The 25,629-nt window shown below is 37.3% G+C and carries 28 protein-coding genes and 1 riboswitch; of the genes, 26 read left to right on the top strand and 2 right to left on the bottom strand.

Going from position 1 to position 25,629, the window contains the following annotated elements; genetic code table 11:
* The first annotated feature begins 255 nt into the window (after positions 1-255).
* From PVA17_RS06350 to PVA17_RS06330, 5 genes are all read left to right on the top strand, one after another.
* A complete protein-coding gene (locus PVA17_RS06350; RefSeq protein ID WP_132361393.1) occupies positions 256-750 on the top strand; it encodes a DUF1648 domain-containing protein in 495 nt (164 codons plus the stop codon).
* A gap of 119 nt (positions 751-869) precedes the next feature.
* The gene (locus PVA17_RS06345; protein ID WP_274067187.1) at positions 870-1,526 is read left to right on the top strand and encodes a YdeI/OmpD-associated family protein; all 657 of its coding nucleotides are present in this window, start codon (positions 870-872) and stop codon (positions 1,524-1,526) included.
* Positions 1,527-1,721: 195 nt separating this feature from the next.
* On the top strand, positions 1,722-2,159 hold the full coding sequence (locus tag PVA17_RS06340) for a DUF1801 domain-containing protein (RefSeq protein WP_132361397.1): 438 nt from the start codon (positions 1,722-1,724) through the stop codon (positions 2,157-2,159).
* On the top strand, positions 2,156-2,533 hold the full coding sequence (locus tag PVA17_RS06335) for a VOC family protein (protein ID WP_132361399.1): 378 nt from the start codon (positions 2,156-2,158) through the stop codon (positions 2,531-2,533). The genes PVA17_RS06340 and PVA17_RS06335 overlap by 4 nt, the downstream gene beginning before the upstream one ends.
* A 104-nt stretch (positions 2,534-2,637) precedes the next feature.
* Positions 2,638-3,618, top strand: coding sequence for a GNAT family N-acetyltransferase (locus tag PVA17_RS06330; protein ID WP_132361402.1), 981 nt, complete (start codon positions 2,638-2,640; stop codon positions 3,616-3,618).
* Positions 3,619-3,664: 46 nt separating this feature from the next.
* On the opposite strand, the gene PVA17_RS06325 is transcribed toward PVA17_RS06330, so the two are convergent.
* Positions 3,665-4,102, bottom strand: a complete 438-nt coding sequence (locus PVA17_RS06325) for an Rrf2 family transcriptional regulator (RefSeq protein ID WP_132361404.1) — start codon at positions 4,100-4,102, stop codon at positions 3,665-3,667.
* Between the two features lie 190 nt (positions 4,103-4,292).
* Between PVA17_RS06325 and hmpA the strand changes: the two genes are divergently transcribed.
* From hmpA to PVA17_RS06225, 20 genes are all read left to right on the top strand, one after another.
* On the top strand, positions 4,293-5,459 hold the full coding sequence (gene hmpA, locus PVA17_RS06320; protein ID WP_274067186.1) for an NO-inducible flavohemoprotein: 1,167 nt from the start codon (positions 4,293-4,295) through the stop codon (positions 5,457-5,459).
* 473 nt (positions 5,460-5,932) lie between these two features.
* Positions 5,933-7,402, top strand: a complete 1,470-nt coding sequence (locus PVA17_RS06315) for a 4-hydroxyphenylacetate 3-hydroxylase family protein (RefSeq protein ID WP_274067185.1) — start codon at positions 5,933-5,935, stop codon at positions 7,400-7,402.
* The gene (locus tag PVA17_RS06310; RefSeq protein ID WP_274067184.1) at positions 7,365-8,780 is read left to right on the top strand and encodes a 4-hydroxyphenylacetate 3-hydroxylase N-terminal domain-containing protein; all 1,416 of its coding nucleotides are present in this window, start codon (positions 7,365-7,367) and stop codon (positions 8,778-8,780) included. Before PVA17_RS06315 ends, PVA17_RS06310 begins: the two co-directional genes overlap by 38 nt.
* Before the next feature lie 16 nt (positions 8,781-8,796).
* Complete coding sequence (locus PVA17_RS06305) at positions 8,797-9,840, top strand: LLM class flavin-dependent oxidoreductase (protein ID WP_274067183.1); 1,044 nt, start codon at positions 8,797-8,799, stop codon at positions 9,838-9,840.
* A 16-nt stretch (positions 9,841-9,856) separates the two neighbouring features.
* Positions 9,857-10,909, top strand: coding sequence for an LLM class flavin-dependent oxidoreductase (locus PVA17_RS06300; RefSeq protein ID WP_274067182.1), 1,053 nt, complete (start codon positions 9,857-9,859; stop codon positions 10,907-10,909).
* Positions 10,910-11,278: 369 nt separating this feature from the next.
* On the top strand, positions 11,279-12,340 hold the full coding sequence (locus tag PVA17_RS06295; protein WP_132361419.1) for a YeeE/YedE family protein: 1,062 nt from the start codon (positions 11,279-11,281) through the stop codon (positions 12,338-12,340).
* A 19-nt stretch (positions 12,341-12,359) separates the two neighbouring features.
* Entirely contained in the window at positions 12,360-12,584 is a 225-nt protein-coding gene (locus tag PVA17_RS06290) for a sulfurtransferase TusA family protein (RefSeq protein ID WP_132361421.1), read from the top strand.
* 259 nt (positions 12,585-12,843) lie between these two features.
* Complete coding sequence (locus tag PVA17_RS06285; RefSeq protein WP_132361424.1) at positions 12,844-13,104, top strand: metal-sensitive transcriptional regulator; 261 nt, start codon at positions 12,844-12,846, stop codon at positions 13,102-13,104.
* Positions 13,105-13,197: 93 nt separating this feature from the next.
* Positions 13,198-13,488, top strand: a complete 291-nt coding sequence (locus PVA17_RS06280) for a rhodanese-like domain-containing protein (RefSeq protein ID WP_483308007.1) — start codon at positions 13,198-13,200, stop codon at positions 13,486-13,488.
* 12 nt (positions 13,489-13,500) lie between these two features.
* Complete coding sequence (locus PVA17_RS06275) at positions 13,501-13,797, top strand: rhodanese-like domain-containing protein (protein ID WP_274067180.1); 297 nt, start codon at positions 13,501-13,503, stop codon at positions 13,795-13,797.
* Positions 13,798-13,872: 75 nt separating this feature from the next.
* Complete coding sequence (locus tag PVA17_RS06270) at positions 13,873-14,421, top strand: sulfurtransferase TusA family protein (protein ID WP_132361431.1); 549 nt, start codon at positions 13,873-13,875, stop codon at positions 14,419-14,421.
* 12 nt (positions 14,422-14,433) lie between these two features.
* On the top strand, positions 14,434-14,829 hold the full coding sequence (locus tag PVA17_RS06265; protein WP_274067179.1) for a DsrE/DsrF/DrsH-like family protein: 396 nt from the start codon (positions 14,434-14,436) through the stop codon (positions 14,827-14,829).
* An 82-nt stretch (positions 14,830-14,911) separates the two neighbouring features.
* Entirely contained in the window at positions 14,912-16,039 is a 1,128-nt protein-coding gene (locus tag PVA17_RS06260; RefSeq protein WP_274067178.1) for an MBL fold metallo-hydrolase, read from the top strand.
* A gap of 158 nt (positions 16,040-16,197) precedes the next feature.
* Positions 16,198-16,425: a sulfurtransferase TusA family protein gene (locus PVA17_RS06255; RefSeq protein ID WP_132361662.1), complete on the top strand. Its 228-nt coding sequence runs from the start codon at positions 16,198-16,200 to the stop codon at positions 16,423-16,425.
* Positions 16,426-16,511: 86 nt separating this feature from the next.
* Entirely contained in the window at positions 16,512-17,288 is a 777-nt protein-coding gene (locus PVA17_RS06250) for a sulfite exporter TauE/SafE family protein (protein ID WP_248717351.1), read from the top strand.
* A 13-nt stretch (positions 17,289-17,301) separates the two neighbouring features.
* Positions 17,302-18,006, top strand: a complete 705-nt coding sequence (locus PVA17_RS06245) for a DsbA family oxidoreductase (RefSeq protein WP_274067177.1) — start codon at positions 17,302-17,304, stop codon at positions 18,004-18,006.
* Between the two features lie 265 nt (positions 18,007-18,271).
* Complete coding sequence (locus PVA17_RS06240) at positions 18,272-19,222, top strand: c-type cytochrome (RefSeq protein WP_274067176.1); 951 nt, start codon at positions 18,272-18,274, stop codon at positions 19,220-19,222.
* A gap of 151 nt (positions 19,223-19,373) precedes the next feature.
* Positions 19,374-20,315 carry a M23 family metallopeptidase gene (locus PVA17_RS06235; RefSeq protein ID WP_274067175.1) on the top strand — a complete coding sequence of 314 codons (942 nt, stop codon included), beginning with the start codon at positions 19,374-19,376 and terminating at the stop codon, positions 20,313-20,315.
* Between the two features lie 96 nt (positions 20,316-20,411).
* The gene (locus PVA17_RS06230) at positions 20,412-22,400 is read left to right on the top strand and encodes an ABC1 kinase family protein (RefSeq protein WP_274067174.1); all 1,989 of its coding nucleotides are present in this window, start codon (positions 20,412-20,414) and stop codon (positions 22,398-22,400) included.
* Between the two features lie 409 nt (positions 22,401-22,809).
* Complete coding sequence (locus PVA17_RS06225) at positions 22,810-24,021, top strand: NlpC/P60 family protein (RefSeq protein ID WP_132361450.1); 1,212 nt, start codon at positions 22,810-22,812, stop codon at positions 24,019-24,021.
* Positions 24,022-24,161: 140 nt separating this feature from the next.
* On the opposite strand, the gene PVA17_RS06220 is transcribed toward PVA17_RS06225, so the two are convergent.
* Positions 24,162-24,344: a hypothetical protein gene (locus tag PVA17_RS06220; RefSeq protein WP_132361452.1), complete on the bottom strand. Its 183-nt coding sequence runs from the start codon at positions 24,342-24,344 to the stop codon at positions 24,162-24,164.
* 219 nt (positions 24,345-24,563) lie between these two features.
* Between PVA17_RS06220 and PVA17_RS06215 the strand changes: the two genes are divergently transcribed.
* Complete coding sequence (locus PVA17_RS06215; protein WP_274067172.1) at positions 24,564-25,112, top strand: hypothetical protein; 549 nt, start codon at positions 24,564-24,566, stop codon at positions 25,110-25,112.
* Positions 25,113-25,342: 230 nt separating this feature from the next.
* Positions 25,343-25,549: riboswitch (cobalamin riboswitch) on the top strand.
* Positions 25,550-25,629: the final 80 nt, after the last annotated feature.

Below are 25,629 nucleotides of genomic sequence, written 5' to 3'. Positions count from 1 at the left end.
ATGTTTATACCATTTATATCAGATTATATAAATTTTACAAAGTATTGTGAGTATTTCTACAATATATATTAGGAATAATAAGGTAAATAATTGTAGGTAGAATGATAAAAAAGCTGAATAATTTGCTTTTTTACAGTAAGTGAAAGCGGATAGTTACCTGTATACCTCGAAAATTATGACAATTTGCATAAATTTGAAACTAATTAAACTGTAGTAACGTAAAATAGAAAAAGGAATAAGCAAGGAAGTGGGAAGATGTATAGGCCAATTTTAAAATTGCCGAAAACAAGATATGAAAAGATTTTGGACTGTATCGGTGGCGGGTTATTTATACTGTCCATCCTTTATATTGTTGGAATGTGGGGCCAACTACCCGAAAAGATTCCAGGGCATTTTAATGGTGCAGGAGAAGTTAATCGGTGGGGTACAAAAATAGAGTTACTCATCCTTCCGTTTATCGGAATATTGCTGTGGATATTGCTGGGATTACTTGAAAAAATTCCGCATATTCATAATTACCCAGCACGCTTAAACGAAAGTAATGTAAAGGCATTTTATTTAAATAGCCGAAAAATATTGAATGAAATAAAAAACCTTTGTTTACTTATATTTACAGCTATATCCTTCCAAATGGTACGTATTGCACTTGGGGAGGCAGAGAGTCTTGGTTGGTGGTTCCTACCATTAGTGCTAATTGTAACGGCCATTCCGATTATTAGAGGAATAGTTGTGGCTACAAAAATTAAATAAGCTTATCTCATTCTTAACCGCTCGAGAATATTCGAGCGTTTTTTTGTACGAAAATTGCACTAAATCAGCTATACTATCAAAACTAAGAGAAAATTGTAATTAGAAGAGGTGTCAAAACTATGCTAAAGAAATTTAAAATAAAGGATGGACTGACTATCGCCATTCATAATCAACCAGAGGAGATGCAATTAGAGGGAATAACCCAAACAGGGAATGCACCTTATGATCGAATAATTGCCTTTGTGTTTAAGATTGATGAAATGGTAACGTATTTACAAAATGTACAAAAGTTAAACGCGCTTACGGAACAAGGTTATTTATTTTTTGTTTATCCGAAAAAGGGGAATAAGAAGTATGAACAGTTTATCCATCGCGATGACATCTTCCCAGCAATTCAAGTGGACGAGGAAAAATACATTGTTGGCAGTGATTATAAATTTGCAAGTCTTATGTCGTTAGATGAGACATTTTCTATAGTAAGTATAAAGAAAGATGGCAAGGGACACGGCAAGAAGAAGACAGCGAGTAGTCAATGCGTTAGTGACTATGAAGGTATGATTCCTCAATTGCGTGATACCCTTGCGGAAAATCCGGATGATTTATTATTTTATGATGGATTAACACCGGGTTATCAAAAGGACTGGGCCCGATATATTTATAGTGCGAAAAAGGAAGAGACGCAAGTAGCACGTTTAGAGGAGATGCGTGAAATTATTAGATTGGGCTACAAAACAAAGGAATTATACCGAAAAGCAAAGGCTGAGGGAAAAGCATAATTTACAAAGAGGCTTTATGGATTCCTTTAAATGATGCTATATTTATTGTAATTAGCAAAATAAGACAGATGGTTAGCAACTAGAATTTATTATGTAGCGCAGCATTAAATATGAAGTCAGAACGGAGATCAATTTTACGTTATGGACTGAATGAGTCTTCTGATACACACATAGCAATTGAAAAGAGGGAAGGGCATGAAAAGCACATATATTGAGCAAGTGGATGAAAAATGGCGGGAGAGTTTTGGCAAACTTGTAGACGTGGTAGAAAGCAATTTACCAGAGGGTTTTGAAGAAAGCATGTACTATGACATGGTAAGCTATGTGGTCCCACTAACTACCTATCCGAAAGGCTATCATGTTACACCCAATACTCCTTTGCCCTTTATAAGTCTTGCTGCACAGAAACGCCATATTGCAGTTTATCATATGGGCATTTATGCAGATCGAGCGCTACTCTCGTGGTTCCAAGAGGAATATGCGAAACGAGTACCGACGAAACTCAATATGGGGAAAAGTTGTATTCGTTTTACAAGCGCTAAAAATATTCCGTTTGAATTGATAGGAGAGCTTGTTGCGAAAATGACACCAGCACAATGGATTTCAAAATATGAAGGGGCGTTAACTAAATGAAAAGTGCGACTACATTTTTAATGTTTCAGGGACAAGCCAATGAAGCTATCCAGCAATATCAACAGTGGTTTTCAGAATTACAGGTGGAAAGCTTAACCTATATGGAAAACTCCCAACAGATTGCGATGGCTGTCCTACATTTAAAAGGTTTGAAAATGATGGTGAATGATAGTGTGATACAACATAACTTTACATTTACACCATCAACTTCCATTTTTATGGAATGTGAGTCTGAAGAAGAAATCGAAAGTCTAGTTGCTCAAATTTTAGAGGGTGGACAAGCTTTAATGCCACTTAATAATTATGGATTTTCTAAGAAATTTGCCTGGATTCAGGATCGTTTTGGTGTATCATGGCAACTAACGTATAATTGATTTTCAGAAGCAATATATATAAATAAATAGATGAAATAATTTCATTATGTTAGTAGAGGACGATACAAAGTCTGTTGTTAATCATGTTAAAAGGAGAATAGCATATGGTAGTAACTTTAGTGAGACACGATATAAAATATGCTGAAGCGATGCATGCACTATCTTCTATGCCACAGGTTCGAGATGCACTAGGGTTACCTGCTGGTAAAGTGGAAGATACGATTAATTTTATAAAACGTGAATGTGTGGACGAAGAGGCTGGAAAAACAGTCCCTCGTGTTGTACTGGATGAGGAAGGACAACTGATTGGTGTCACGGCATTAATGTTTATTGATCACAATAAAAAGAGCTGTCACATTGGCTCATGGCTGGGCTATGAATTTTGGGGAAAAGGCTATAATCTTCAATCGAAAGTTGCAATTTTAGATATTGCATTTTTTGAGTTAGGGCTAAAGCGTGTTTTTGCAGGAGCTAGAAAGGTTAATATACGCTCACAAAAGGCGCAGGAAAAGTTGCCTTTTATTCGATTAGGAGTTGAGAATGATTTTCCGCAGGAACATTCATGGCTAGAGATTAAAGAGAAGCAGCCGTGTGTTTTAAATGTTTTTGAGCGCGAAGATTTTGTTCGATATCGTACATCTTTAAAGAAAGTGGAAGGTGCTCGGGAAGACTATTTACCTCAACTATTATTAGCTGATGAAAGTGAAGTCGCTGTTCGAGAATATTTAGATGACGGTGAGTTATACGAAATAAAATGTGGTGAGCAGTTAGCGGGTGTAGCGTTACTTCTTGAACAGTCCGATTCGACAGTTGAGTTAAAAAATATTGCGATTGTACCGAACTATCAAGGTAAAGGGCTTGGGAAAGAAGCACTGCGACAAATAACAAACATTTGTCAATCACAAGGATATCAAACGATAATAGTCGGAACTGCAAATTCTAGTATTGATAATATTGCCTTCTATCAAAAAGCGGGCTTTCGTATGGAAGCCATTGAAAAAGATTTTTTCAGTAATTACCCTGAGCCAATCTATGAAAATGGAATTCGTGCACTCGATATGATTTTCTTTTCAAAGGCATTGTAAAATAAACATAAAAAATACCCGTCCAACTTGAGTTGTGCGGGTATTTTTATTCGCCAAACAACAGTGCCATCAACTTTTCTTTTGAATGTAAAAAGTCATCTAAAGTATAGCGATCTAAGACGGTTAAATAGGCTTGCAACGCTTCGTATAATACGCCTTTTAGCTGGCATTCTGGAGCGATCTTACAAAGGTTATTTTCTTTGTCAAAGCATTCGACAAGATGAAAATCCTCTTCTGTATGACGTACTATTTCACCAATTGTAATGGTCCTTGGATCAATTGCTAGGCGAATTCCGCCACCACGCCCTCGAATCGTTTCAATATAGCCCAATAATCCAAGCTGGTGTGTCACCTTCATTAAATGGTTTTTCGATATATTATAAGCATCTGAAATTTCTTGGATAGTTGATAGTTGGCCATCTTCCTTCGCACCCAAATATATGAGTGTCCGGAGAGAATAATCTGTGTATAAAGTTAAGCGCATAAGAACACCCTACTTTCTATAGTTCAAAATAATTATAGCATTTTTACCTTGAAGTATTATAAATTCAATACTTTTTTAAAGGTGTATTTAAAATACATTAATTATGTCCATTTTGTTAAAGATGTATTTTATATATTGCTTTTAAAAAATGAGAGCGTTATATTGTAACCATGAAAGGGTGGTAAGCGATATGTTAAAACAAGAAACAGTACAAATTATTAAAGCAACAGTTCCTGTATTAGAAGTTCATGGCGTGGAGATTACTAAAACGTTTTACAAAAATATGTTCCAAGCTCATCCCGAATTATTAAATATTTTTAACCATACAAATCAAGAAAAAGGTCGTCAGCAAACAGCATTAGCAAACACAGTCTATGCTGCGGCAGTTCATATTGAAAATTTAGAAGCTATTTTACCAGCGGTGATGTTAATTGCTCATAAGCACCGTAGTCTAGGTATTTTACCTGAGCATTATCCAATAGTAGGAGAATACTTACTAAAAGCGATTAAAGAAGTGCTTGGTGATGCAGCAACAGATGATATTATTAATGCATGGGCTGAAGCATATGGCATGATTGCAGATATCTTCATTCAAGTAGAAGAAGAACTATATCAAAAAGCTGAGGGTAATGGCGGATGGCGCTTATTTAAACCATTGAAAGTTGCGAAAAAAGTAGTAGAAAGTGATCTTGTTACATCTATCTACTTTGAAAATGAAGATGGTTCCCCTCTACCAGCTTATGAGCCAGGTCAATATATCAGTATCCGCGTGAAAGTACCGGGTGAAGAGTATTTAATGAACCGTCAATATACACTTTCACAAGCAAGTACAGAAAATGGCTATCGTATCTCTGTAAAACGTGAAAGTGATCATACGCCAAATGGTAAAGTATCTAACTTTATTCACGACGTATTAGAAGTCGGAGATTTAGTGGATGTAAGTGTTCCAGCAGGACTATTTGTCTTAGAAGAAAGTGCTGCTCCAATTACATTTATAAGCGGTGGTATCGGAGTAACACCATTAAACAGTATGCTGCAATCACTAAAAGATAATGCGGCAAATGAAGTGAGCTTTATCCAATGTGCGCGCAATGAAAAAGTTGTAGCATTCAGCGATGACATTCAAAAGAAAGTAAATATGCTTCCAAATGCAACATACACAGCGTTCTATTCGGATGAAAATAAGAAAATCACAAAAGAATTTTTAGCTGAAAAAGTAGCTAACAATGCAGATGTTTACGTATGTGGACCTACAGGCTTTATGGAAGCGGTCATTAAAAATTTACATGAGATTGGCGTGAAAGACGAAAAAATTCATTATGAATTCTTTGGTCCAGCCATGCAATTAGTAAAATAAAATTCAAAATTGTGGATGGCGTGCTCATATTTAAAAAGCACGTCATTTTTTTAGTTTCATAATAATCTGGGCTATATTAGATGCAATAAATTTTTGAAAATCCGCTGAATGATATGCTTCAATATCTTTATCCTCAGTGCAAACTGCTAATAGGTTTTGGTATTCGAAGGTTGGATTCTCTAATGGTTTTCTTTCCGGATGCAATTCGAGGCATAATGGATTAATTGATTTTTCAAAATATACTTGACTTATCGGTTTTGTTTGGTTTAATATGTAAATTAATTTATAGAATGTGGCGACTGAAAAAATCGGAGCTTTGGTTTTAGAACTAAAAGCTCCGATTTTGTTTTTTAGCCATAAATACTCATAGCGACCATAAAAATGGAGCTCTCATTGATGTCTTAAGCGAAGATTTGCGCAGGAGATTTGGTGGGAGTTTTTTTGTGTTCATGAAAAGGAGTTGGAGATAATAAATGTCTTTTAGTGAAAGTTTGAAAGATGGAAGAAGTGTGTGGTTGGACGGAGTAAAAGTGGATGTAACAACTCATCCAGCCTTTACGGGAACATTAGAGACTATCACAAATTTATTAGCACTTCTAGATGATGAGAACAATCAAAGCATTGCAGGTTTTAAAAGTCCAAAAAGTAATCGATTTGTTCATAGCGCATTTTATATTCCGCGTAGCTATGAGGATTTGATAAAGCGTAAAAAAGCATTTGCTCTATGGTCGAATAAAACCTATGGAGTAATGAGTCGTTTATCAGATTACGCTAATTCTCTAATTACCGGATACTATTTGGATCGGGAGCAGTTTGCGCAATATGATGTTGGATTCGTTGAAAAAATAACGAAATATTATGAGCTAGCTAGAGATGGACGGCGAATTGTTACTACTGCCATTTTGGACCCTCAAATGGATCGTTCGAAACCAGCTGAAGAGCAAGATGAAGATGCATTATTACGTATTATACGGGAGACCAAGGAAGGGGTAGTTGTACGAGGGGCAAAAATGATTGCGACTGGTGCTCCTTATGCACATGATGTCATTGTCACCTCTCCGCAAAAATTATCATCAAATCAAATAGCTCAAGCAAATATGTTTATTGTGCCATTGAATTTACCTGGGTTACAAATTGTTTGTCGAGAATCATTTGCTTCAAATAAAGAGCATCATAAATTAAGTTCAAGATTCGATGAAATGGACGCTGTTTTATTGTTTGACGATGTTTTAATCCCGTGGGATAGGGTGCTTATTAAGGGTTCACCTGAGGGCGTGTTGAAAGCACATCGGCATCAGCAACTCGATACACTAGCGCAGCATCAAACGGTCGTTCGTTTATTATCAAAATTAGAATTTGCTGCTGGGGTTACAACGGCAATAGCTCAATCAATTGGTGCAGATTACTTTTTACATGTTCAGGAAAAAATAGGGGAGCTTTATACACAAATTGATAGTATTGAAGCTTTATTAATTTCATCAGAAAAAGAAGGACATCTAAATGAGCAGAATGTTTATATACCTAATATTACGCCACTACAAACAGCAAGAAATTTAGGCACACATTTCTATGGCCGTGCTCTAGATATTTTAAAGCAGATAGGTGCAGGAGGCTTTATTCAATTATCGTCATCTCCGATTCTAGAAAATCACGAATTATTCCCGTTTTTTTCCAAGTACTATAAAGGGGCAAAGGTAGATGCACGAACAAAAGAAAAGCTATTTAGAATGGGGTGGGAACTTATTGGCAGTCAACTCGGCTCACGTCATGATTTATATGAACGGTTTTATACAGGTGATCCAATTCGTGTTCATGCCTTGCAGTATGAAACTTATGATAAATCCTATTTGAAAAATAAGTTAAACCATTTTTTGAATAATTTAATTGAAAGGGAGGGAAATGGAGATGAATACGCAGATTCCGTATTTGCGGAGGTTGAATAATGGGCGAACAGTTTGGTTAGACGGAAGAATTGTTACTAATTTAGAAAACCATCAATCCTTTAAAGGGACTGTTCGTACAATCCAGCATTTATTATATTTACAAACCGTGGAGCCGACAAAATCGATTTTAACGTATGAAACGGAAGAAGATATAAATGCCCACCTATCTTTTTTAGTGCCAACATCAATCAATGATTTAAAAAGGAAAAGTTTAGCTTATAAATGCTGGGCAGATGAAACGTTTGGAGTAATGAGCCGCTTATCCGAATATTCTCGTTCGCAGTTAGTAGGTTGGTATGCAAGTAGACAACAATTAGATGTTTGGTCACCAGGCATTGCAACAAAGCTTGAAAAACTATACACAGCGGCACGTGATTTAGATTTATTATCAACAGTTGCAGCACATGACCCGCAAAAAAACCGCTCTAAATTAGCTGAAGAGATAGAGCATGGGAAATTACGTGTAGTGACTAAAAATGAAGAAGGTATTTTTGTGAGCGGTGCCAAAACAATTGCTACAGCAGCACCATATGTAGATGAACTGCTCATAACCTCTTATCATAAGCGAGGGTTAGAGGAAGCACCAATGGCAAATGTATTTTATGTTCCAACATCAGCTCAAGGGTTACATATGGTATGTCGAGAATCGTTTGCTTCCACTGATACCAACAACCACCCTTTAAGCGCTCGTTTTGATGAAATGGATGCTGTCTTAATTTTTGATAATGTTCTAATCCCTTGGGAAAGAGTGTTGGTAGCAGAAGATCCTGAATTAGCTTGGAAGCTACGAACTGAAACGGCATCATCTTTGTTAAGTCAGCATCAAACGGTTGTACGCCTAATTAGTAAATTAGAATCGGTAGTAGCCATTGGCAACGAACTAGCGGAAACAGCTGGAGCGACAGAGTTTTTACATGTAAAAGAGAAGTTAAGTGAGTTAATCATACAGTTAGAAACTATAAAGGGTTTATTAAATGCGGCTGAATATGAAGCTAGCGAACATAATGGCATTTATCTACCTAAACAACGATTTTTAACGACTGCCCGAAATTTAGGTACACGTTATTATCCACGTGCTTTGGAAATATTACAGCAAATTGGAGCAAGCGGATTATTGCAAGTGCCGTCTACTATTGAAGAAATCAATGGGCCAATAGGTGACAAGTTACAGGCGTATTATGGAGGTACACATACAAGTGCATTTGCAAGAACCAAATTTATTAAACTAGCTTGGGATTTAATAGGTAGTCAGCTTGGAGCGCGTCACGAATTATATGAACGTTTTTATTCAGGTGATCCTGTTCGTACCTTTGCAGCGCAATATCAAAACTATAGTGAAAAGGATCGATTGTTAAAGCTAGTTGAAGAATTTAATTAGGGAAGGAGAGAGATTGGTGAAACCACATTTTTATTGGTTTGCTCCTACAAGTGGAGACGGAAGGTATTTAGGGTTAAAGCAGCCTGAAAGAGAGCCAACCTTGGAGTATTTAGTAGATGTAGCTCAAACGGCAGAAAAAGCAGGATTTGAAGGGATTTTGATTCCTACTGGTATTCCTTATTTAGATTCATGGCTCGTAGGGTCTGCTATCATTCATAAGACAAAGTATATAAAACCTTTAATTGCATTTAGACCCGGTTTTGTTTCCCCGACAGTTGCATCTAAAATGGCAGCGACTTTAGATCAATTTTCGAAGGGAAGAGTGTTGGTCAATGTTGTAACGGGCGGTTCAGAAAAAGAGCTAGCACAAGACGGTGACTACTTATCACATCAACAGCGCTATGAACGCACAGATGAATTTTTAACTGTAGTGAAAGAAACCTGGCAAGAAGAATCATTTCATTATGATGGCGAGTTTTTTAAGGTAACTGAAGGAAAGTTGATTCCTACTCTTTATCGAGAAAAAGGTATTCCTATTTATTTTGGAGGTTCTTCCGATGTGGCTAAGGAAATAGCTGCAAAAGCTGCAGATGTTTATTTGCAATGGGGAGAGCCAGTAGCAAGCATTCAGGAGCAAATTCAAAATGTTGAAAGTCGAGCTAAAAAGTATAATCGTCGATTAGAGTACGGTATTCGAATTCATATAGTTGTACGTGATACGGAGCAAGAGGCTTGGGATGCTGCCTATAACATTATTAGTAAAATAGAAAACCCTGTACAATCGAATCTGAATCGATATTATGAAACGGTAGATTCAGTGGCTCAAAAAAGAATGAATGTCCTTACTGCTGAAAACGAGCGATTTGATCAATACAGTTGGGCTGGTATTGGTAAAATTCGAAAAGGTGCGGGGACGGCTATTGTTGGTACGCCAGAGCAAGTTAAAGCAGGATTGCAAGCGTATATTGATATCGGTGTAACGCACTTTATTTTATCAGGCTTCCCACATAAAGAGGAAGCGGAAATTTTCGGAGAAAAGGTATTGCCATTATTTGAATAAATGGAGTGATCTTTGCATGGAATTTGTTATTTGGGGCTCAAATTTAGCAGGTGGATTTTTACGTTCTAGAATAGAGCAAAATACAGAAGGAAGCTTTGAGTACAATAAAACATTGATAAAATTAGCTGAAAAGTTAGATATAAATGCTATTTTATTTCCGATTCGCTATATGGGCAATATTGGCGGTAATGGTAGTGCTGAAGAAGGACAGCTGGATGCCCTAACGCTTGCGGCAGCATTAATTGCTGAAACGGAAAATATTCACTTTATAGCAGCTGTTTTGCCTGGGTTCATCCATCCAGCAACTTTAGCCAAAATAGGTTCAACAATAGACGTCATTTCAAATGGTAGATTTCATATTAATTTAGTAAGTGGCTGGTTTAAAAAAGAACAAGAAACCTTTGGTATTGAGTGGATCAACCATGAAGATCGCTATCGACGTTCAACTGAATATTTAGAGGTATTGAAAGGTCTTTGGTCACAAGACAATTTTAGCTATGAGGGCGATTTCTATACAATAAAAAATGCTACGCTTACACCAAAACCAATTCAAAAGCCATATCCTTCGATTTATCAAGGTGGTAATTCAGAGGACGCTCAAGTTATGGCAGGCGTGCACAGTGATGTTTATTTTATGAACGGAGCTCCGATTGTAGAGTTGCAAAAACAAATTGAAAATGTAAATGAAATTGCGAGAAGAAAGGGGCGGACGATAAAATTTGCTGTTAATGCATTTGTCATTGCCCGTAAAACTTCTGAAGAAGCGTTCCAAGAATTTCAATCAATTATTGATCATGCCGATGAAGAAGCAATCTTGCAGTTCCGGAATCGCAAAGAAACGTTAGGGATGTGGAAAAATGCCACTCAGTTAAGTGATTTTGTAGCTAATAATGAGGGTTTTCGTACAGGGTTAATCGGTAGTTATGATGAGGTAGTTACTAAATTACAAGAATTAAGTAGCATTGGTATAGAAAAAGTGCTAATTACTTTTAAAGAACCATTAAAAGAATTACCTGAATTTCATAAACATATTAGCACTAAACTAAATCAGAGTATTTTTAATCCTTAAAACAATGTAAATCTATAGGTTAAATACAAAAAGGGGGTATATATAGAGCAAACTTTTATTTGTGCAGAGTGTACAATTCCTTGGTAATCATGCTGCAAAATGAAACCTGTGCTGAAAAAAGTTAAAAATTTACATGAGATTGGTGTGAAAGACGAAAAAATTCATTATGAATTCTTTCGTTCAGCCATGCAATTATAAACCCTTGTTATAACAAGCAGCTATCCGCACTTGTAGCAAGGGTTTTTGTGTGAATAAGCATAAGAAATTTATTAAATTTTCCATAGTTGTGGAAAAAAGTGATTGAATTCATAGTAAAACAAGTGGTAATATACCTTATAAGAATACTCGGTATTGGAAGGGGAATGGTAGATGGGTCAAATGATTATTACAGGACTTATTTGTGGAGCTTTGCTTGGTTTTGTTATGCAACGTGGTCGTTTTTGCTTAACTGGCGGCTTCCGCGATATGTATTTGACAAAAGATAATCGGATGTTTTACGCATTACTTATTGCGATAGCAATTCAAAGTGTAGGTGTATATACCTTAATTAGTTTGAAAGTATTTGAATTTAGTGCTGGTTCTTTACCGATCGTAGCAGTTATAGTTGGTTCATTTATTTTTGGAATTGGCATTATTTTTGCTGGTGGTTGTGCAACAGGGACTTGGTATCGGGCAGGAGAAGGTTTAATTGGCAGTTGGATTGCATTAGCTGGCTATATGCTTGTAGCAGCAATGGTGAAATCAGGCGTATTGTTGCCATTGGATAAAACTATTAAAGAAACGAGCATTGAAAGTAATTCAATTGCCGAGACAATTGGCGTAAACAACTGGTTGATTATCACGATTTTTGTAATAGTTGTAGCATATATCGTATACCGTGAGCTCAAGAAGCCTCGATTGAAAATCCCGGGGTTAAAGCCGAAAAAAACGGGATTAGCACATATTTTATTTGAAAAACGTTGGCATCCATTTATAACTGCAACAATTATAGGCGTGATTGCAACTTTAGCATGGCCATTAAGTGTTGCTACTGGTCGCATAGGAGGGTTAGGCATTACAACACCTTCTGCTAATATTTTGCAATTTTTGGTCACTGGACAAATTAATTTCATCAACTGGGGCGTTTTCCTAGTACTAGGGATTTTCTTAGGATCATTATTCGCAGCAAAAATGAGTGGTGAATTTAGATTCCGTATTCCAGATACGAAAACAGCGATTAACAGCTTTTGTGGTGGACTTTTGATGGGATTTGGCGCTGGTTTAGCAGGAGGTTGCTCAATTGGTAATGGATTGGTGATGACGGCGATGATGACTTGGCAAGGCTGGATTTCATTAGGGTTTATGATTTTAGGTACATGGACAGCATCTTACTTTGTATTCGTTCGACCAAGGAAAAAAGCTAAGCGAGCTGCGCAAGTAATAACAGCGTAAAAAAGGAGTGTATATTCATATGAAAAAAACATTAGAAGTAATGGGAATGGTTTGTCCATTTCCTTTAGTAGAAGCAAAAGAAGCTATAAAAGACTTACATTCAGGCGATGAATTAGAAGTGCAATTTGATTGTACACAAGGTACCGAATCCATTCCTCGTTGGGCTGCTGAAGAAGGGCACGAGGTAACGGAGTATGAACAAGTTGGCGAAGCTGCTTGGACAATAACTATTAAAAAGAAGTAAGTCTTCATAGCAATGCGCTATTAAGCGAGAAATTCGATGATAGAATCGTCGGATTTCTCGCTTTTTTTGTAACTGAAAGATAAGAAAATGAGGGTAACAACCAGAAAGGGATCGATAAAGCGTTGATACAAGAGGGAACTGATATTGTAACGATGATTAAGAAAAATTCAAGCTTGCATGTTGACAACATACCTAATGGGGTATATTATGAATCACGTAAGCAAGTTCAATCAATCGTTTTGAAAGGAGGCGTAATAGTATGGCTTACGGTACAAAAACGGCTAATCGGGTGAAGCGAATAGAAGGTCAATTGCGTGGTGTTTTACGCATGATGGAAGAAGAAAAAAACTGTAAGGATGTAATTACGCAGCTATCTGCCGTGCGTTCTGCGGTTGATCGGACTATTGGAGTAATTGTTAGTGAAAATTTATTGGAATGTGTAACGACTGCTGAAGGGGATGCGGGAAAAGTGAATACAGCCATCCAAGAGGCGATGGATTTAGTCGTGAAAAGCAGATAAATTTATATACCCTAAATAGTATGTGGAAGGAGGTAATGTTACTTGGGAACATGGATTTTACTTGCTGTTGTTATAGCGTTTTTCGTTTGGCGAATGAGGCCAACGAAAGGGGTGCAGTCAATTTCGGTGGCGCAATTGAAAAGTATGTTGAATGATAAGGATAAAGTTTTTATCGATGTGCGTACACCAGCTGAATATAAGGGGCGAAATATCCCGCAATTTAAAAATATTCCACTTGGTTCGAGTTTCGATAAATTACCAAAAGATAAAGAGATAGTGGTCATTTGTCAAAGTGGGATGCGTAGTAGTCAGGCGTGTAAGCAATTAAAAAAACAAGGATTTGAACGTGTCACAAATGTCCGTGGAGGCATGAGCGCATATTAGGAGGAGAATGGCATGAAGGAAATTTCAACAAAGGAAGTTCAACAAGCTTTAGAACGAGGTCAGGCAATAAAGTTAATTGATGTACGTGAAGTGGATGAAGTGGAGTCAGGGCACATTCCGGGAATGATTCATATCCCACTTGGCTTACTTGAATTTCGTATGCATGAGTTAAATAAAAATGAATCATATGTTATCGTTTGTCGATCAGGTGGTCGTAGTGGTCGTGCTACTCAATTTTTAGAAAGTCAAGGCTTCGATGTATCCAATATGGTTGGTGGCATGCTCGCTTGGGATGGTGAAGTACAGTAAGGAGATGCTGTAGCACTTGCTATATTTTTTTTAACAAAAATAATACCTATGCAGGTATGAGGGGGAGTTATGAGTATGAAGGTAGATTTTCAGCTAGATGCCAAGGGGCTTTCTTGCCCTATGCCAATTGTTAAAACGAAAAAGGCGATGGCTGATTTAGTGGATGGTCAAATTTTAGAAGTCTCAGCGACGGATAAGGGTTCGAAAGCAGATATTGCTGCATGGGCTGAATCTGTAGGTCATCAATATATTGGGACTGTGGAAGAAGAAAATGTGCTTAAACATTACATTCGCAAATGCTCAGACGACACAATGGATGAGAAAACATTTGAACATACAATTGCGTTAGAAGTAGCGGTAGAAAGGGAAGGGCTTATTCTCGATGTTCGCGAAGAGGCAGAGTTTGCTTTTGGACACATCGAGGGGGCGAAGTCTATTCCGATGGGTGAACTTGAAGTACGTCTTTCAGAACTTAATAAAGAGCAAGAGGTTTATGTCGTATGTCGAACAGGGAAGCGTAGTGATTTAGCTGCTCAAAAGCTTGTGGCACATGGCTTTACAAAGGTATTTAACGTTCTGCCAGGTATGACATCCTGGACGGGACATTTAATAAAACATATTTAGGAGGAATTTATTATGTCAAATAAAGTAGCGATAATTGCAAGTAACGGTGGTCTTTTCGATGCGTATAAAGTATTCAATATTGCGACGGCAGCGGCGGCTACAGAGAAAGAAGTAGCGATTTTCTTTACGTTCGAAGGATTAAATTTAATTCATAAACATGGGATGCATGCATTACCTATGCCTGCTGGAGCGGAGCATTTGGCAGAAGGGTTTGCTAAAGCTAATGTACCAGCAATTCCACAATTGGTGGAAATGGCACAAGAATTAGGTGTGAAATTGATTGCGTGTCAAATGACGATGGATGTAATGGGTTTAACGATAGCTGATTTTATTGAAGGTATCGAGGTTGGGGGAGCTGTGACATTTTTAGAGTTTGCTAAAGATGCAGCACCGTCATTAACATTTTAATTTATTTGTAACTATACAAGCGGAGAGGATAGTCCTTTCCGCTAAAAAAATCGATAAAATAATACCTTAGGGGGTAACGACAGTGTCAGTTTTAAAATGGAGTGCAGCGCAAGTAGCGAAAAAAGTAATGAACAATGGAGAACTATTTATTTTAGATGTTCGAAATGCGGATGCGTTCGAAGATTGGAAAATTGAAGGCCATAAATTTGAATACCTCAATATTCCGTATTTTGAGCTATTAGATGGCGTCGAGGATATTTTACCGAACATTCCAACTGATAAAGATGTATTAGTTGTTTGTGCGAAAGAAGGATCATCACTAATGATAGCTGAGATGTTATCAGAAGCAGGACGTACGGTCGCTTATTTAGAAGGTGGAATGAAAACGTGGAGTGAATATTTAGAACCGATTAAAGTTGGAGATTTAACTGATGGGGGTGAGCTTTATCAGTTTGTACGTTTAGGGAAGGGTTGCCTTTCTTATATGGTCATCTCTGAGGGTGAAGCAGCGATTATCGATGCTGTGCGTTTTACTGACGCATTCACAAGCTTTGCGGAAGAGAAAAATGTAAAAATTAAATATGTGTTCGATACACACTTGCATGCGGATCATATTTCTGGTGGACGACATATAGCAACTACTACTGGTGCGACGTATTATTTACCACCAAAAGATGCAGAGGAGGTTGTGTTTGACTATACACCTTTACTTGATGGAACAACTGTACGAGTTGGTGCCTCTCAAGTTGATGTAGGAGCGATTTATTCACCCGGTCATACAATTGGTTCAACGTCCTTTGTTGTGGACAACAAGTATTTATTAACTGGAGATATTTTGTTTATTGATTCAATTGGACGCCCTGATTTAGCGGGTCTAGCAGAAGATTGGGTGGGTGATTTACGTGAAACACTTTACAAACGATACAGGGAATTATCGGATGATTTAATTGTTTTACCAGCTCACTTTATGATTATTGATGAACTAAATGAAGATGGAACTGTAGCAAAACACCTTGGACAATTATTTGCGGAAAATCACGGCTTAAATATTAAAGATGAAGCAAAATTCCGAAGCGTCGTAACAGAGCATTTGCCTCCACAGCCAAATGCCTATCAAGAAATTCGTCAAGTAAATATGGGTAAGATTACCCCAACGCAGGATGAGCAAACAGAGATGGAAATTGGTCCAAATCGCTGCGCAGTTCGCTAGTTCGTTTATAAAAAATGGTTAAATGCAATGAGTACGCATGCATGGTTATAGCATGTAAATACCGCGAAGCGAAGGCGCTCATCCTTCGTAAATTCGTGAAAAAACAAATAGAACCGGCAAAATCGCTTACAACGTTTGCTGTTCCAAAGGAGAAAAATATGAAATCAAACTTACAACTAGATGCAAAGGGTTTATCTTGTCCGATGCCTATAGTGAAAACAAAAAAAGCGATAGATACATTAGCTTCAGGGGAAGTTTTAGAGGTTCAAGTAACAGATAAGGGAGCTTTAGCGGATATCCCTGCTTGGGCAAAAGCTGGCGGTCATATAATTTTAGACAAATATGAGGATGCTGGCGTTATTACATTTTTTATTCAGAAAGCTTAAGTCTGGTGGGGGTTGTCTATTTGAGGGTAGCACAACCCTCCTTTCGTTATTGGTCCTTAGTGAGTTAACTAGAAAGAAGGAAAACTATGGATTTAACATGGATCATTACAATATTTTTAATTGGCTTTGTCGGTTCGTTTGTATCAGGAATGCTAGGAATTGGCGGAGCGATTATAAAATATCCGATGTTATTATACGTCCCACCTTTACTAGGTTTTGCTGCTTTTTCAGCACATGAGGTATCAGGTATTAGTGCAGTAGAAGTGTTTTTTGCCTCGGCAGCTGGAGTGTGGACGTATCGAAAAGGTGGTTTTTTAAATAAAGCACTAATGCTATATATGGGGGGTGCCGTATTAGCAGGAAGTTTCATTGGTAGTTATGGCTCCAAATTTTTATCTGAAGACGGCGTTAACATCGTTTATGGTGTATTGGCGTTGATTGCTGCAGTGATGATGTTTATTCCTAAAAAGCAAATTGACGACAAACCTTTCGGTGAAGTAACGTTTAATAAACCAATCGCAGCTGTTTTAGCGTTTATTGTTGGTATTGGATCAGGGATTGTTGGGGCGGCTGGTGGTTTCTTGTTAGTACCTATCATGCTAGTAGTATTGGGCATACCGACACGTATGACAATTGCTACAAGCCTCGCTATTACTTTAATATCCTCAATAGGCGGGACAATTGGAAAATTGATGACGGGGCAAGTTAATTATTACCCCGCGTTCATTATGATTATAGCTAGCCTAGTAGCCGCTCCACTAGGTGCAAAAGCTGGGAAAAAATTAAATACGAAAATTTTACAAGCTATGTTAGCGGTCCTTATATTGGCGACTGCTATTAAAATTTGGGTGGATATATTGTAGGAGGCGGTAATGAATGAAAATTGAGGTTTTTTCGGATTTTACATGTCCGTTCTGCTATATTGGCAAACGAGAATTGGAACGTGCTATTGACTTAGCGGGTTATTCAGGGCAGGTAGAAATTGAATATAAAGCATACCAAATTGGGCCAAATACGCCTAAGGAAGATGCACCAACTTTATATGATGGGATGGCCGCGAAATTTAACTCCACGTTAAAAGAAGTAAAGGAAATAACAAAGGGTATAGCAAGACGTGCTGAAGAGGTTGGCTTGCATTACAATTTTGAAGAAATGAAAACAGCCCATACTGAAAAAGCTCATCGATTAGCAAAATGGACAAGGAAGTTCGGTAAAGAGTCGGTTTATACGGAAGAGCTTATGAGTGGTTATTTTACAAAAGGAAAAGACTTAAACGATGAGAGTTTCTTGTTAAAAGTCATTGAAAATTTAAACTTAGATGTTGGAGCTGCAAAGGGCGTGCTAGCATCAAACGACTTCAGTGAATCTTTAGATAAAGATCGATATGATGCCCAACAACTAGGTGTACAAAGTGTTCCGTTCTTCGTTTTTGAAAATCATTACGGTATTAAAGGTGCGGAGCCAACCGATGTTTTTGTGCGGACGTTACATCAAGCGGCAGAGCTAGCGGGTATTCAGCCGGTATTAAAGATGATAGGTGATGGTGAAGCTATTTGTGCTGATGGTGAATGTCAATTATAATGCCGGGTAAAATCTGTACTCAGCAATTTTATCTTCATTTAGCAATCTTTACTGTGCGAAAGCCGCAATTACGCAAGGCGAAAATGAGTAGGAATAAGTGCATACTGCAAGAGGTATTAAGTCTCGTTTGATGTGTTATAGAACAAAAGAGTTCATAATTTTATGCTCTAAATGGTTCTATTTACGTAAGGTGTGAGGAAAGTCACATCGAAAAACATGCTGATTTGCTAAAATATAGGTGATTATACAAAGGGGGGTATTGTAGATGAAACCTATAGTAGCAGGAGTAGCGGGGACAGTACTGTTAGCAGGTACACTTTTTGTGGGGGCAGTCATTAGCGACAAAATTTTAGGGGATGCTAAAGGAGAAAGTAATGAAACTGCTGTACAAACAAAAATACCAACGACAGCGGCTGCTCAGTCAGTTGTCTATGCGCCACCAAGTATTGGAGAAGTACCAGATGGACCTATGAAGGAAGCAATATTATATGGCTATGAGCTTGTAAATAATACACATGTTGCTGCAGAAGAATATGTGGGGAATCAGTTGTCTTGCACGAGCTGTCATGCGGGGGCAGGTTATGATGAGCAAGTTTCGTCATTGGTAGGTGTTATGGCGAATTATCCTCAATATATTGCACGCTCAGGTGATATTGTAACGATTGAGGAGCGTATTAACGGTTGTATGGTTCGCAGTATGAACGGTAAGAAATTTGACATGAATAGTAAAGAGTTAGAAGCAATGGTCTCATACTTCGCTTATATTTCAGAGGGTGTACCTATTGGAGCAAAGCGTGAATGGGTAGGTACAAGTACTATGAAGAACGTTCCTATACCGGATGTTACGAATGGTGAAGAAGTATATGCCCAGTCTTGTATTACTTGTCACGCAGCTGATGGCTCAGGTACTGGTGCTAATACAGGTCCGGCATTATGGGGTAAAAACTCATTCAATGATGGAGCGGGTATGGCGAGAATGTCGAAAATGGCTGGCTACATTAAACATAATATGCCGGTTGGTGCAGCAGGTACTTTGACAGATCAAAATGCCGCTGATTTAGCAGCCTTTATCTTATCGCAGGATCGACCTGAATGGAAAAATCATGATAAAGATTGGCCAAAAGGTGAAAGTCCTAATGATATTATGAATAAAGAAAAACGGGAACAAGTTAAAAATGGCACAATAAATTGGGAGCAAGTACTTTCTACCAACTAAAATGAAGAGAGAGCATCCCTAGCGAATAGAAATAATATTCGTTTCATATACCTTTAGATAATTTATATCTAAAGGTATTTTTTTATCTAAAGATGGAAATCTACATCTGAGGTCGTATAGGCACGGTATCCTTCGATTGCTATATTTGGTAATGGTAATTATTATTCAAATTTTAGATAGTAGGAGGAAGTTTTTTATTAAAAAAATGTTGCGAAAGTATGGTTACACAAATGGTGCGTTAACAGGATTCGTTTTATTGTTATGGATCAGTGTTCATTTTAGTAGTGGGATATATGGAGCGTATTCATGGGCAATACTTAAATTAGTTTTACCAATCTTAGGGGCGTTAGGATTGATGGTAAATTTGATTATGTTGATTATATGTATGGTTAAAAAGCAAAAAAGTGTCAAGTTGTTGTTTATTAATATAGTCGTAAACATAATGTTAATCTTTCCAATACTAATGACCATGAATATTATTCCTTATGCTTTCCCGAACACTATTGAACGTGCTCAACCATCTATAACTGTAAGCTGGCCTTTAACTGCAGAAACTGTAGTTGGGTGGGGCGGTAATGCTGTTAAAGATAATTTGCCTCATGCAGTATGGGCATCGGAGAGATGGGCCTACGATTTAGTAATGGAACCATATAATATTAATAGTGAAAGCAATGAGGATTATGGAATATGGAATAAAGAAATTTACTCACCTGTTTCTGGAGTTGTTATTGCTGTTTCAAATAATGAAGCTGACATTACACCAGGGACAGAAGATTTTAAGTCGATAGAAGGAAATTTTGTGTACATAAAAATAAAAGAAACAGGTACATATCTTTTACTTAATCATTTAAAAAAAGGTAGCGTATCTGTTGAAGTTGGAGATACTGTAGAACCCGGGAATTCCATTGGCCGTGTTGGAAATAGCGGTTCATCCTCGGAACCCCATTTGCATATTCACCATCAAAGACAAAATCCAACGAAAGTTATACATCCTATCTTAGCGGAAGGACTGCCCCTATTTTTTCGTGATATAGATGGTGACCTCATGCCCAAAAAAGATACTAGTATAAAGCCACACCCTTTATTAAAGTAACTAATTCTCTGGTCTCTGGTTCTAGACATTAAAAGAAGTACAGGTCTTAATTTGTTATACTAGCAGTATTAGGAAGTAGCATCGGAGGTGACGCTGTTGATTTATTTGAAATTTTTAATCGAACTCATTGTTGTATCAGTACTTATTTATTTTGTAAGTGGTCGATTAATTGGTTCAAATATTAATTTTATACGTAGGGTTCTTTCTGTAGTTATTAGTGTGACGCTTACGTCCTTTGTTTATTGGTATACCTATCTACGTCATACAGATTTTTTGTACGAGTCAATGATGCAAACAGTGACAGAGGTCAGTACGCTTGTTTGGATTGGCTGCATGCTACTAATTTCGATGCTGCTCTATCTCGTTTTTGAGCTTTTTGATCCAAGTGGTATGACAGCTAGAGATCGTCGGAATGGCAAAAAAAATTTATTATTGCGCCTTCGTAGCTACTGGCGACAGCAAAAGCGTTTGCGTCAGGTGTTAAAAATAGCAGTGACAAATGGCGTTGTTCAAACGATTAAATACGCAAGACAACGAGAAAATGAAAAGGAGCTTGCTATTGCTTTAAGGATAACTTTGGAGCAATGTGGTGGGATATTTATTAAATTTGGTCAGGTACTTTCTACTCGTAAGGAACTGTTTTCGCCTATTTTTATTGACGAGTTACAGAAGCTACAACATAATGTGAAGCCTTTATCGTCAGAGCAAGTAACTCAAATTTTAGAAGATTCACTTCCTAAGCCTATGAATGAAATATTTGCAAGCTTTCAAATGGAGCCTATTGCGGCAGCATCTATTGGACAAGTACATAAGGCACGATTGAAAAATTTTGATGAAGTCGTGGTGAAGCTACTACGTCCAGAAGTAAAGGGAATCATGCGAGACGATCTCGATATTTTAGAGGAGTTTGCCAATTGGCTTTCAAACAAATCTACATGGGCTGAGTCGCTTGGTTTTCGAGAGCTAGCTAAAGGATTTGGCGATGGGTTACGTGAGGAAGTTCATTTAGATATTGAAGCTCGTAATACATTGCAGGTGACGAATGCTCTTGCAAAAAGCGATTATAAGGTAAAGATTCCTAAAATCTATACAGAATATTGTAATGAAAATATTATTGTCATGGAATATGTACGGGGAAAAAGCGTTGCAAATGCTGCAGCCGAATTTAATCGATTAGAAAATGATCGTAGGAAGTTTGCAAGGACTGTTTTATGTTCTTTCATTGAACAAATGCTTGTTTCGGGTATATTTCATGCAGATCCACATCCGGGAAATATTCAGATTGATGAGATGGAGGGTACACCGATCCTTCTTGATTTTGGGGCTGTTGGTCGTTTGGGACCTACACAACAAGAGGGCTTAAAGCTAATTTTAATGGGGATTCATCTAAGTGATTCAAATACTTTATTTGACGGCATAACGTTATTGGTTGAAAATGCAGATCATGCAGATCGTGCAAAGATAGAGCAAGCAATTGATCAAATTCTCTTGAAAATTTCTTACGTGGATCGAATTCCGACAGAAGAATTAATACATGCATTATTTACGGTTGTTCGTGATTTCGGTCTTACTTTCTATCCAGCAGTAGGTTTAGCGCTGCGTTCATTAGTAACATTAGAGGGGACATTACGGGTAATTGACCCGAATTTTGATATTTTCACGGAAGCGAAAGAGTTTTCATCTGCATATATGCGAGCATCCTTCCTTAAGCCATTTAAAGAACCGATGGCAACGAAGGAACGTTTACAAGAAGAATTAGCAATGCTTATTCCGGCATTGCACAAAATGCCTAGACGAGTTAATCAGCTCATTCAACGCGTGGAGAGCGGGAAAATTACGTTACATCACGATGTTTTTTCGGATGAGGATAATGCTCGTTTTATTACAAATTTGTTTTCCCGTTTAGTCTTACTTCTCGTAGGTATTACCTTTGGGATTATTTCTGTAGCACTTTTAGCGATCTCACAATTTATTCGTGACGCGTACGCTGTTTACTTAAATACAGCTGCATACTTGGGCTTGTTTTTATGTGCCATTCTTTTAGTACGCCTTTCTATCCAAGCGCTACGTTCTATGAGGCAATAGGAAGCACCAGCTTGGAAACACATTATTTGCGACAAGATGAGGTAGGGGAAATGCTCCCTTACCTTTTTTTATTTAAATTCTTTTAATCGATTACAGATGTCATTATCGAGCCATAATGAGTAAATGTTCTCGTGAAATATTACAAAAACATTACAAAACAGAATTTGGGTCTAATGGTAAAGCAGTTAAAAACGTTGTTATGTAGAATAAAATGTAGTTTTGTAGAATTTAATAGAATTTACATGAATATTACAAGAATGTTGCGAGTTTTACTAAACGATTAAAAAGCCGTGAAATAGTATAAAAGTTATGCTAATAATGCTAAACTTTAAAAGGCTAATAAAATATAAGAGAAAATAAAAAAATCGTTCCAGTGATGACATTAAAATACTAAGAGCGAAATTTACTAGTGAAGGGAAAGAATAACGTGGGTAAGCGCAATAAATGGCGTAAGTCGATGGTGCTAGCATTAGCACTAGCTGGCGGCTTATTATTTAATACAGTTCAACCAACCGTAGTGCATGCAGAAGAAACATCTCAACAAATGATCGATAAGAAAGCTAAGATAGATACAGAGGTTAAAAAGCTACAAGAAGAATTAACTAAACTACAAAAAGAGATCGATGAAAAAGTAAAAGTATTTAACAAAGTACAAGCAGATATTAAAGAAGTTGATGCAGATATTGTAGATACTAAAAAACGTATTGAGCAACGTTCAGCGATTTTAAATGATCGTATGGCTGCATACCAAGCTCAAGATAATACTGTGGGTGTTTATTTAAATGCTGTTCTTGAAGCAAAAAGCTTTGCAGATTTAATGGACCGTGTCGTAGCGGTAAAAACATTAATGGATGCTGACCAAGAGTTAGTAGATCAACAAGAAGCGGATAAGGCTAACTTAGAGAAACAAAAAACAACATTAGATGAAAAACAAAAAGAGCTTCAAAAGCAATTCCAAGAGCTTCAACAAAAGGAAAGCGAAATGGAAGTGAAAAAAGCTGAAAATGAAGCGAAATCTCTTGCATTAAAGGCACAAATTGCAACGAAACAAGAAGAAGAACGTTTAGAAGCAGAACGTAAAGCAGCAGAGGAAGAAGCAGCTCGTTTACGTGCGCTTCAAGCAGCTACTCCAGTAGTACAAGCAACAAATAACAACGTTAACAATAATACTAGTAACAGTAATGCTAGCAACGCTAACAATAGTGGTAAAGCGAACAATGAAAAAGCACCACAAAAAGTCGTTGTTGGTTCTGGCTCAGGTACTGCATCTTCAGGTGATGCTATTTCAACTGCAAAGCAATTCTTAGGCCGTAGCTATGTTTGGGGCGGCAGCAACCCATCTACAGGATTTGACTGTTCAGGTCTTGTACAATGGTCTTACAAACAAGCAGGCGTATCTTTACCACGTACAGCATCACAGCAATATTTAGCAACACAACGTATTTCAGCAAGTGAAGCACGTGTAGGTGACCTAGTATTCTTCAGCTATGGATCAGGCATAGCGCATGTAGGTATTTACTTAGGAAATAACACGATGATTGATGCTCAAAATAAAGGTGTTGTCATTGAATCACTTGATTGGTGGAATCAATATTTAGTAGGCTTCGGTCGTATTCAATAAGCCCTGCTATTATATAGACGATTTAAATAGCGAAAAGGTCATCCTTGTAAAAAAAATTACAAAGATGACCTTTTTTATTATTTGACGGTATTTAAGGTTCTCCGAGTAAAAATCATATAGCCGGATATAAATCCATTAATTTAAGGCTCGACTACTCGATGAATAATGAGTAAAATAACATCTAAGATGAATAAAATTACATAAGTAGATATATTTACTACTATATTACCTATTACTAAAATGAAAATAGAGCCGATGTAAGGTATAGCATCAATTACCCATATAATGATTGTCATCGTTATAGCGTATTTCGCTGGATTCATAGCGGGCTAATTTCAATTATAAAGGATGTGTCTTTATAGCCGAAAGAAATGTTTTCTTGCATATTGATACTCATTTCTGATAATTTTGAAATATAATTAGAGAACTTACTTTGAAATTAAACTGTTTGTGACTTTAGTTTCGTAGTAGTAAAGTAACGAATGATAGAAAGTAATACAACAAGTTTGCCATTTTTGCGTTCATAAAGGTAGGGATGAATCATGGAAAAAGAGATTTTGCAACTTTTTAGTAATTTAACAGAGCGTGACCTTGATATTCAATACAAATCATACGAAGAATTAATGAAAATTATGCAGGAACCAGTTGATTGGACATATTCAGTTTGGGAACAACTTGTTCAAGCTCTTACATATAAAAATGGACATGTACGTGCAAGTGCTGCACAATTTTTATGCGCATTGGCGGCAAAAAGTGATCCTGAAGAAAGAGTATTAGAGGACTTCTTAAAGATTTGGGCAGTAACGTATGATGAAAGAACTGAAACTGCGAGGAAAACTTTGCAGGCGATTTGGAGAATAGGTTTAGCAGGGCAGGTACAAAGAGATTTAGTCGTGTCCTATTTGGCTAAAAGATTTCAAATATGCTTAGACGAAAAGCACCCGACATCGATACGCTATGATATTATTGTATCTTTTAAAAAGCTATTCGATGAAACGAAAGACCCGAAACTACTAGAGATTGCACAGCGATTAATTGAAGAAGAACAAGATGGTAAATACAAAAAGAAATATAAGAATGCCATCCGTTAAAAGCTGTAAAATAGCTGTTTTTGTGCAAATACTTTTGTTGAGAGATAGCTTTTATACCATCGATCTATGAAATATAATACCTGCACGAGCATATGAAATGCCCGTGGGGTAATGAAAAACACCCACGTGCATATGGTGATACCTGCATGATCCTTACCCATCGTATTTGTTTATTCTAATTCCACATCTATTTTTTCCTATTAATCTATGATAAACTGCTTAACAAGTGAATAATTCTTGCAGAATAAGGGTGCTGAACTATAGCATAATCGGGAATTCGGTGAAAAACCGAAGCTGTTTCCGCAACTGTAAGTACAGGAATCATAAAGATATACCACTGTCGAATGAGCTGATGGGAAGGTTTTTTATGACGCACAACATGGTTGAATGTAGTGAACTGTACAAGCCAGGAGACCGACCTTTGTTTGAACGTATGATAACTCTTCGGAAGCTAGGAGAATATGCGGCAAATACATAGGCTATGCTGTGTCTATATGACACTATTTATGTTATTTTC

The organism is Lysinibacillus sp. CNPSo 3705 (assembly GCF_028674935.1).
In the GTDB taxonomy this organism is placed as follows: domain Bacteria; phylum Bacillota; class Bacilli; order Bacillales_A; family Planococcaceae; genus Lysinibacillus.
The sequence above is the reverse complement of the archived record's forward strand: the minus strand, read 5'-3'. Positions and strand labels throughout refer to the sequence as shown.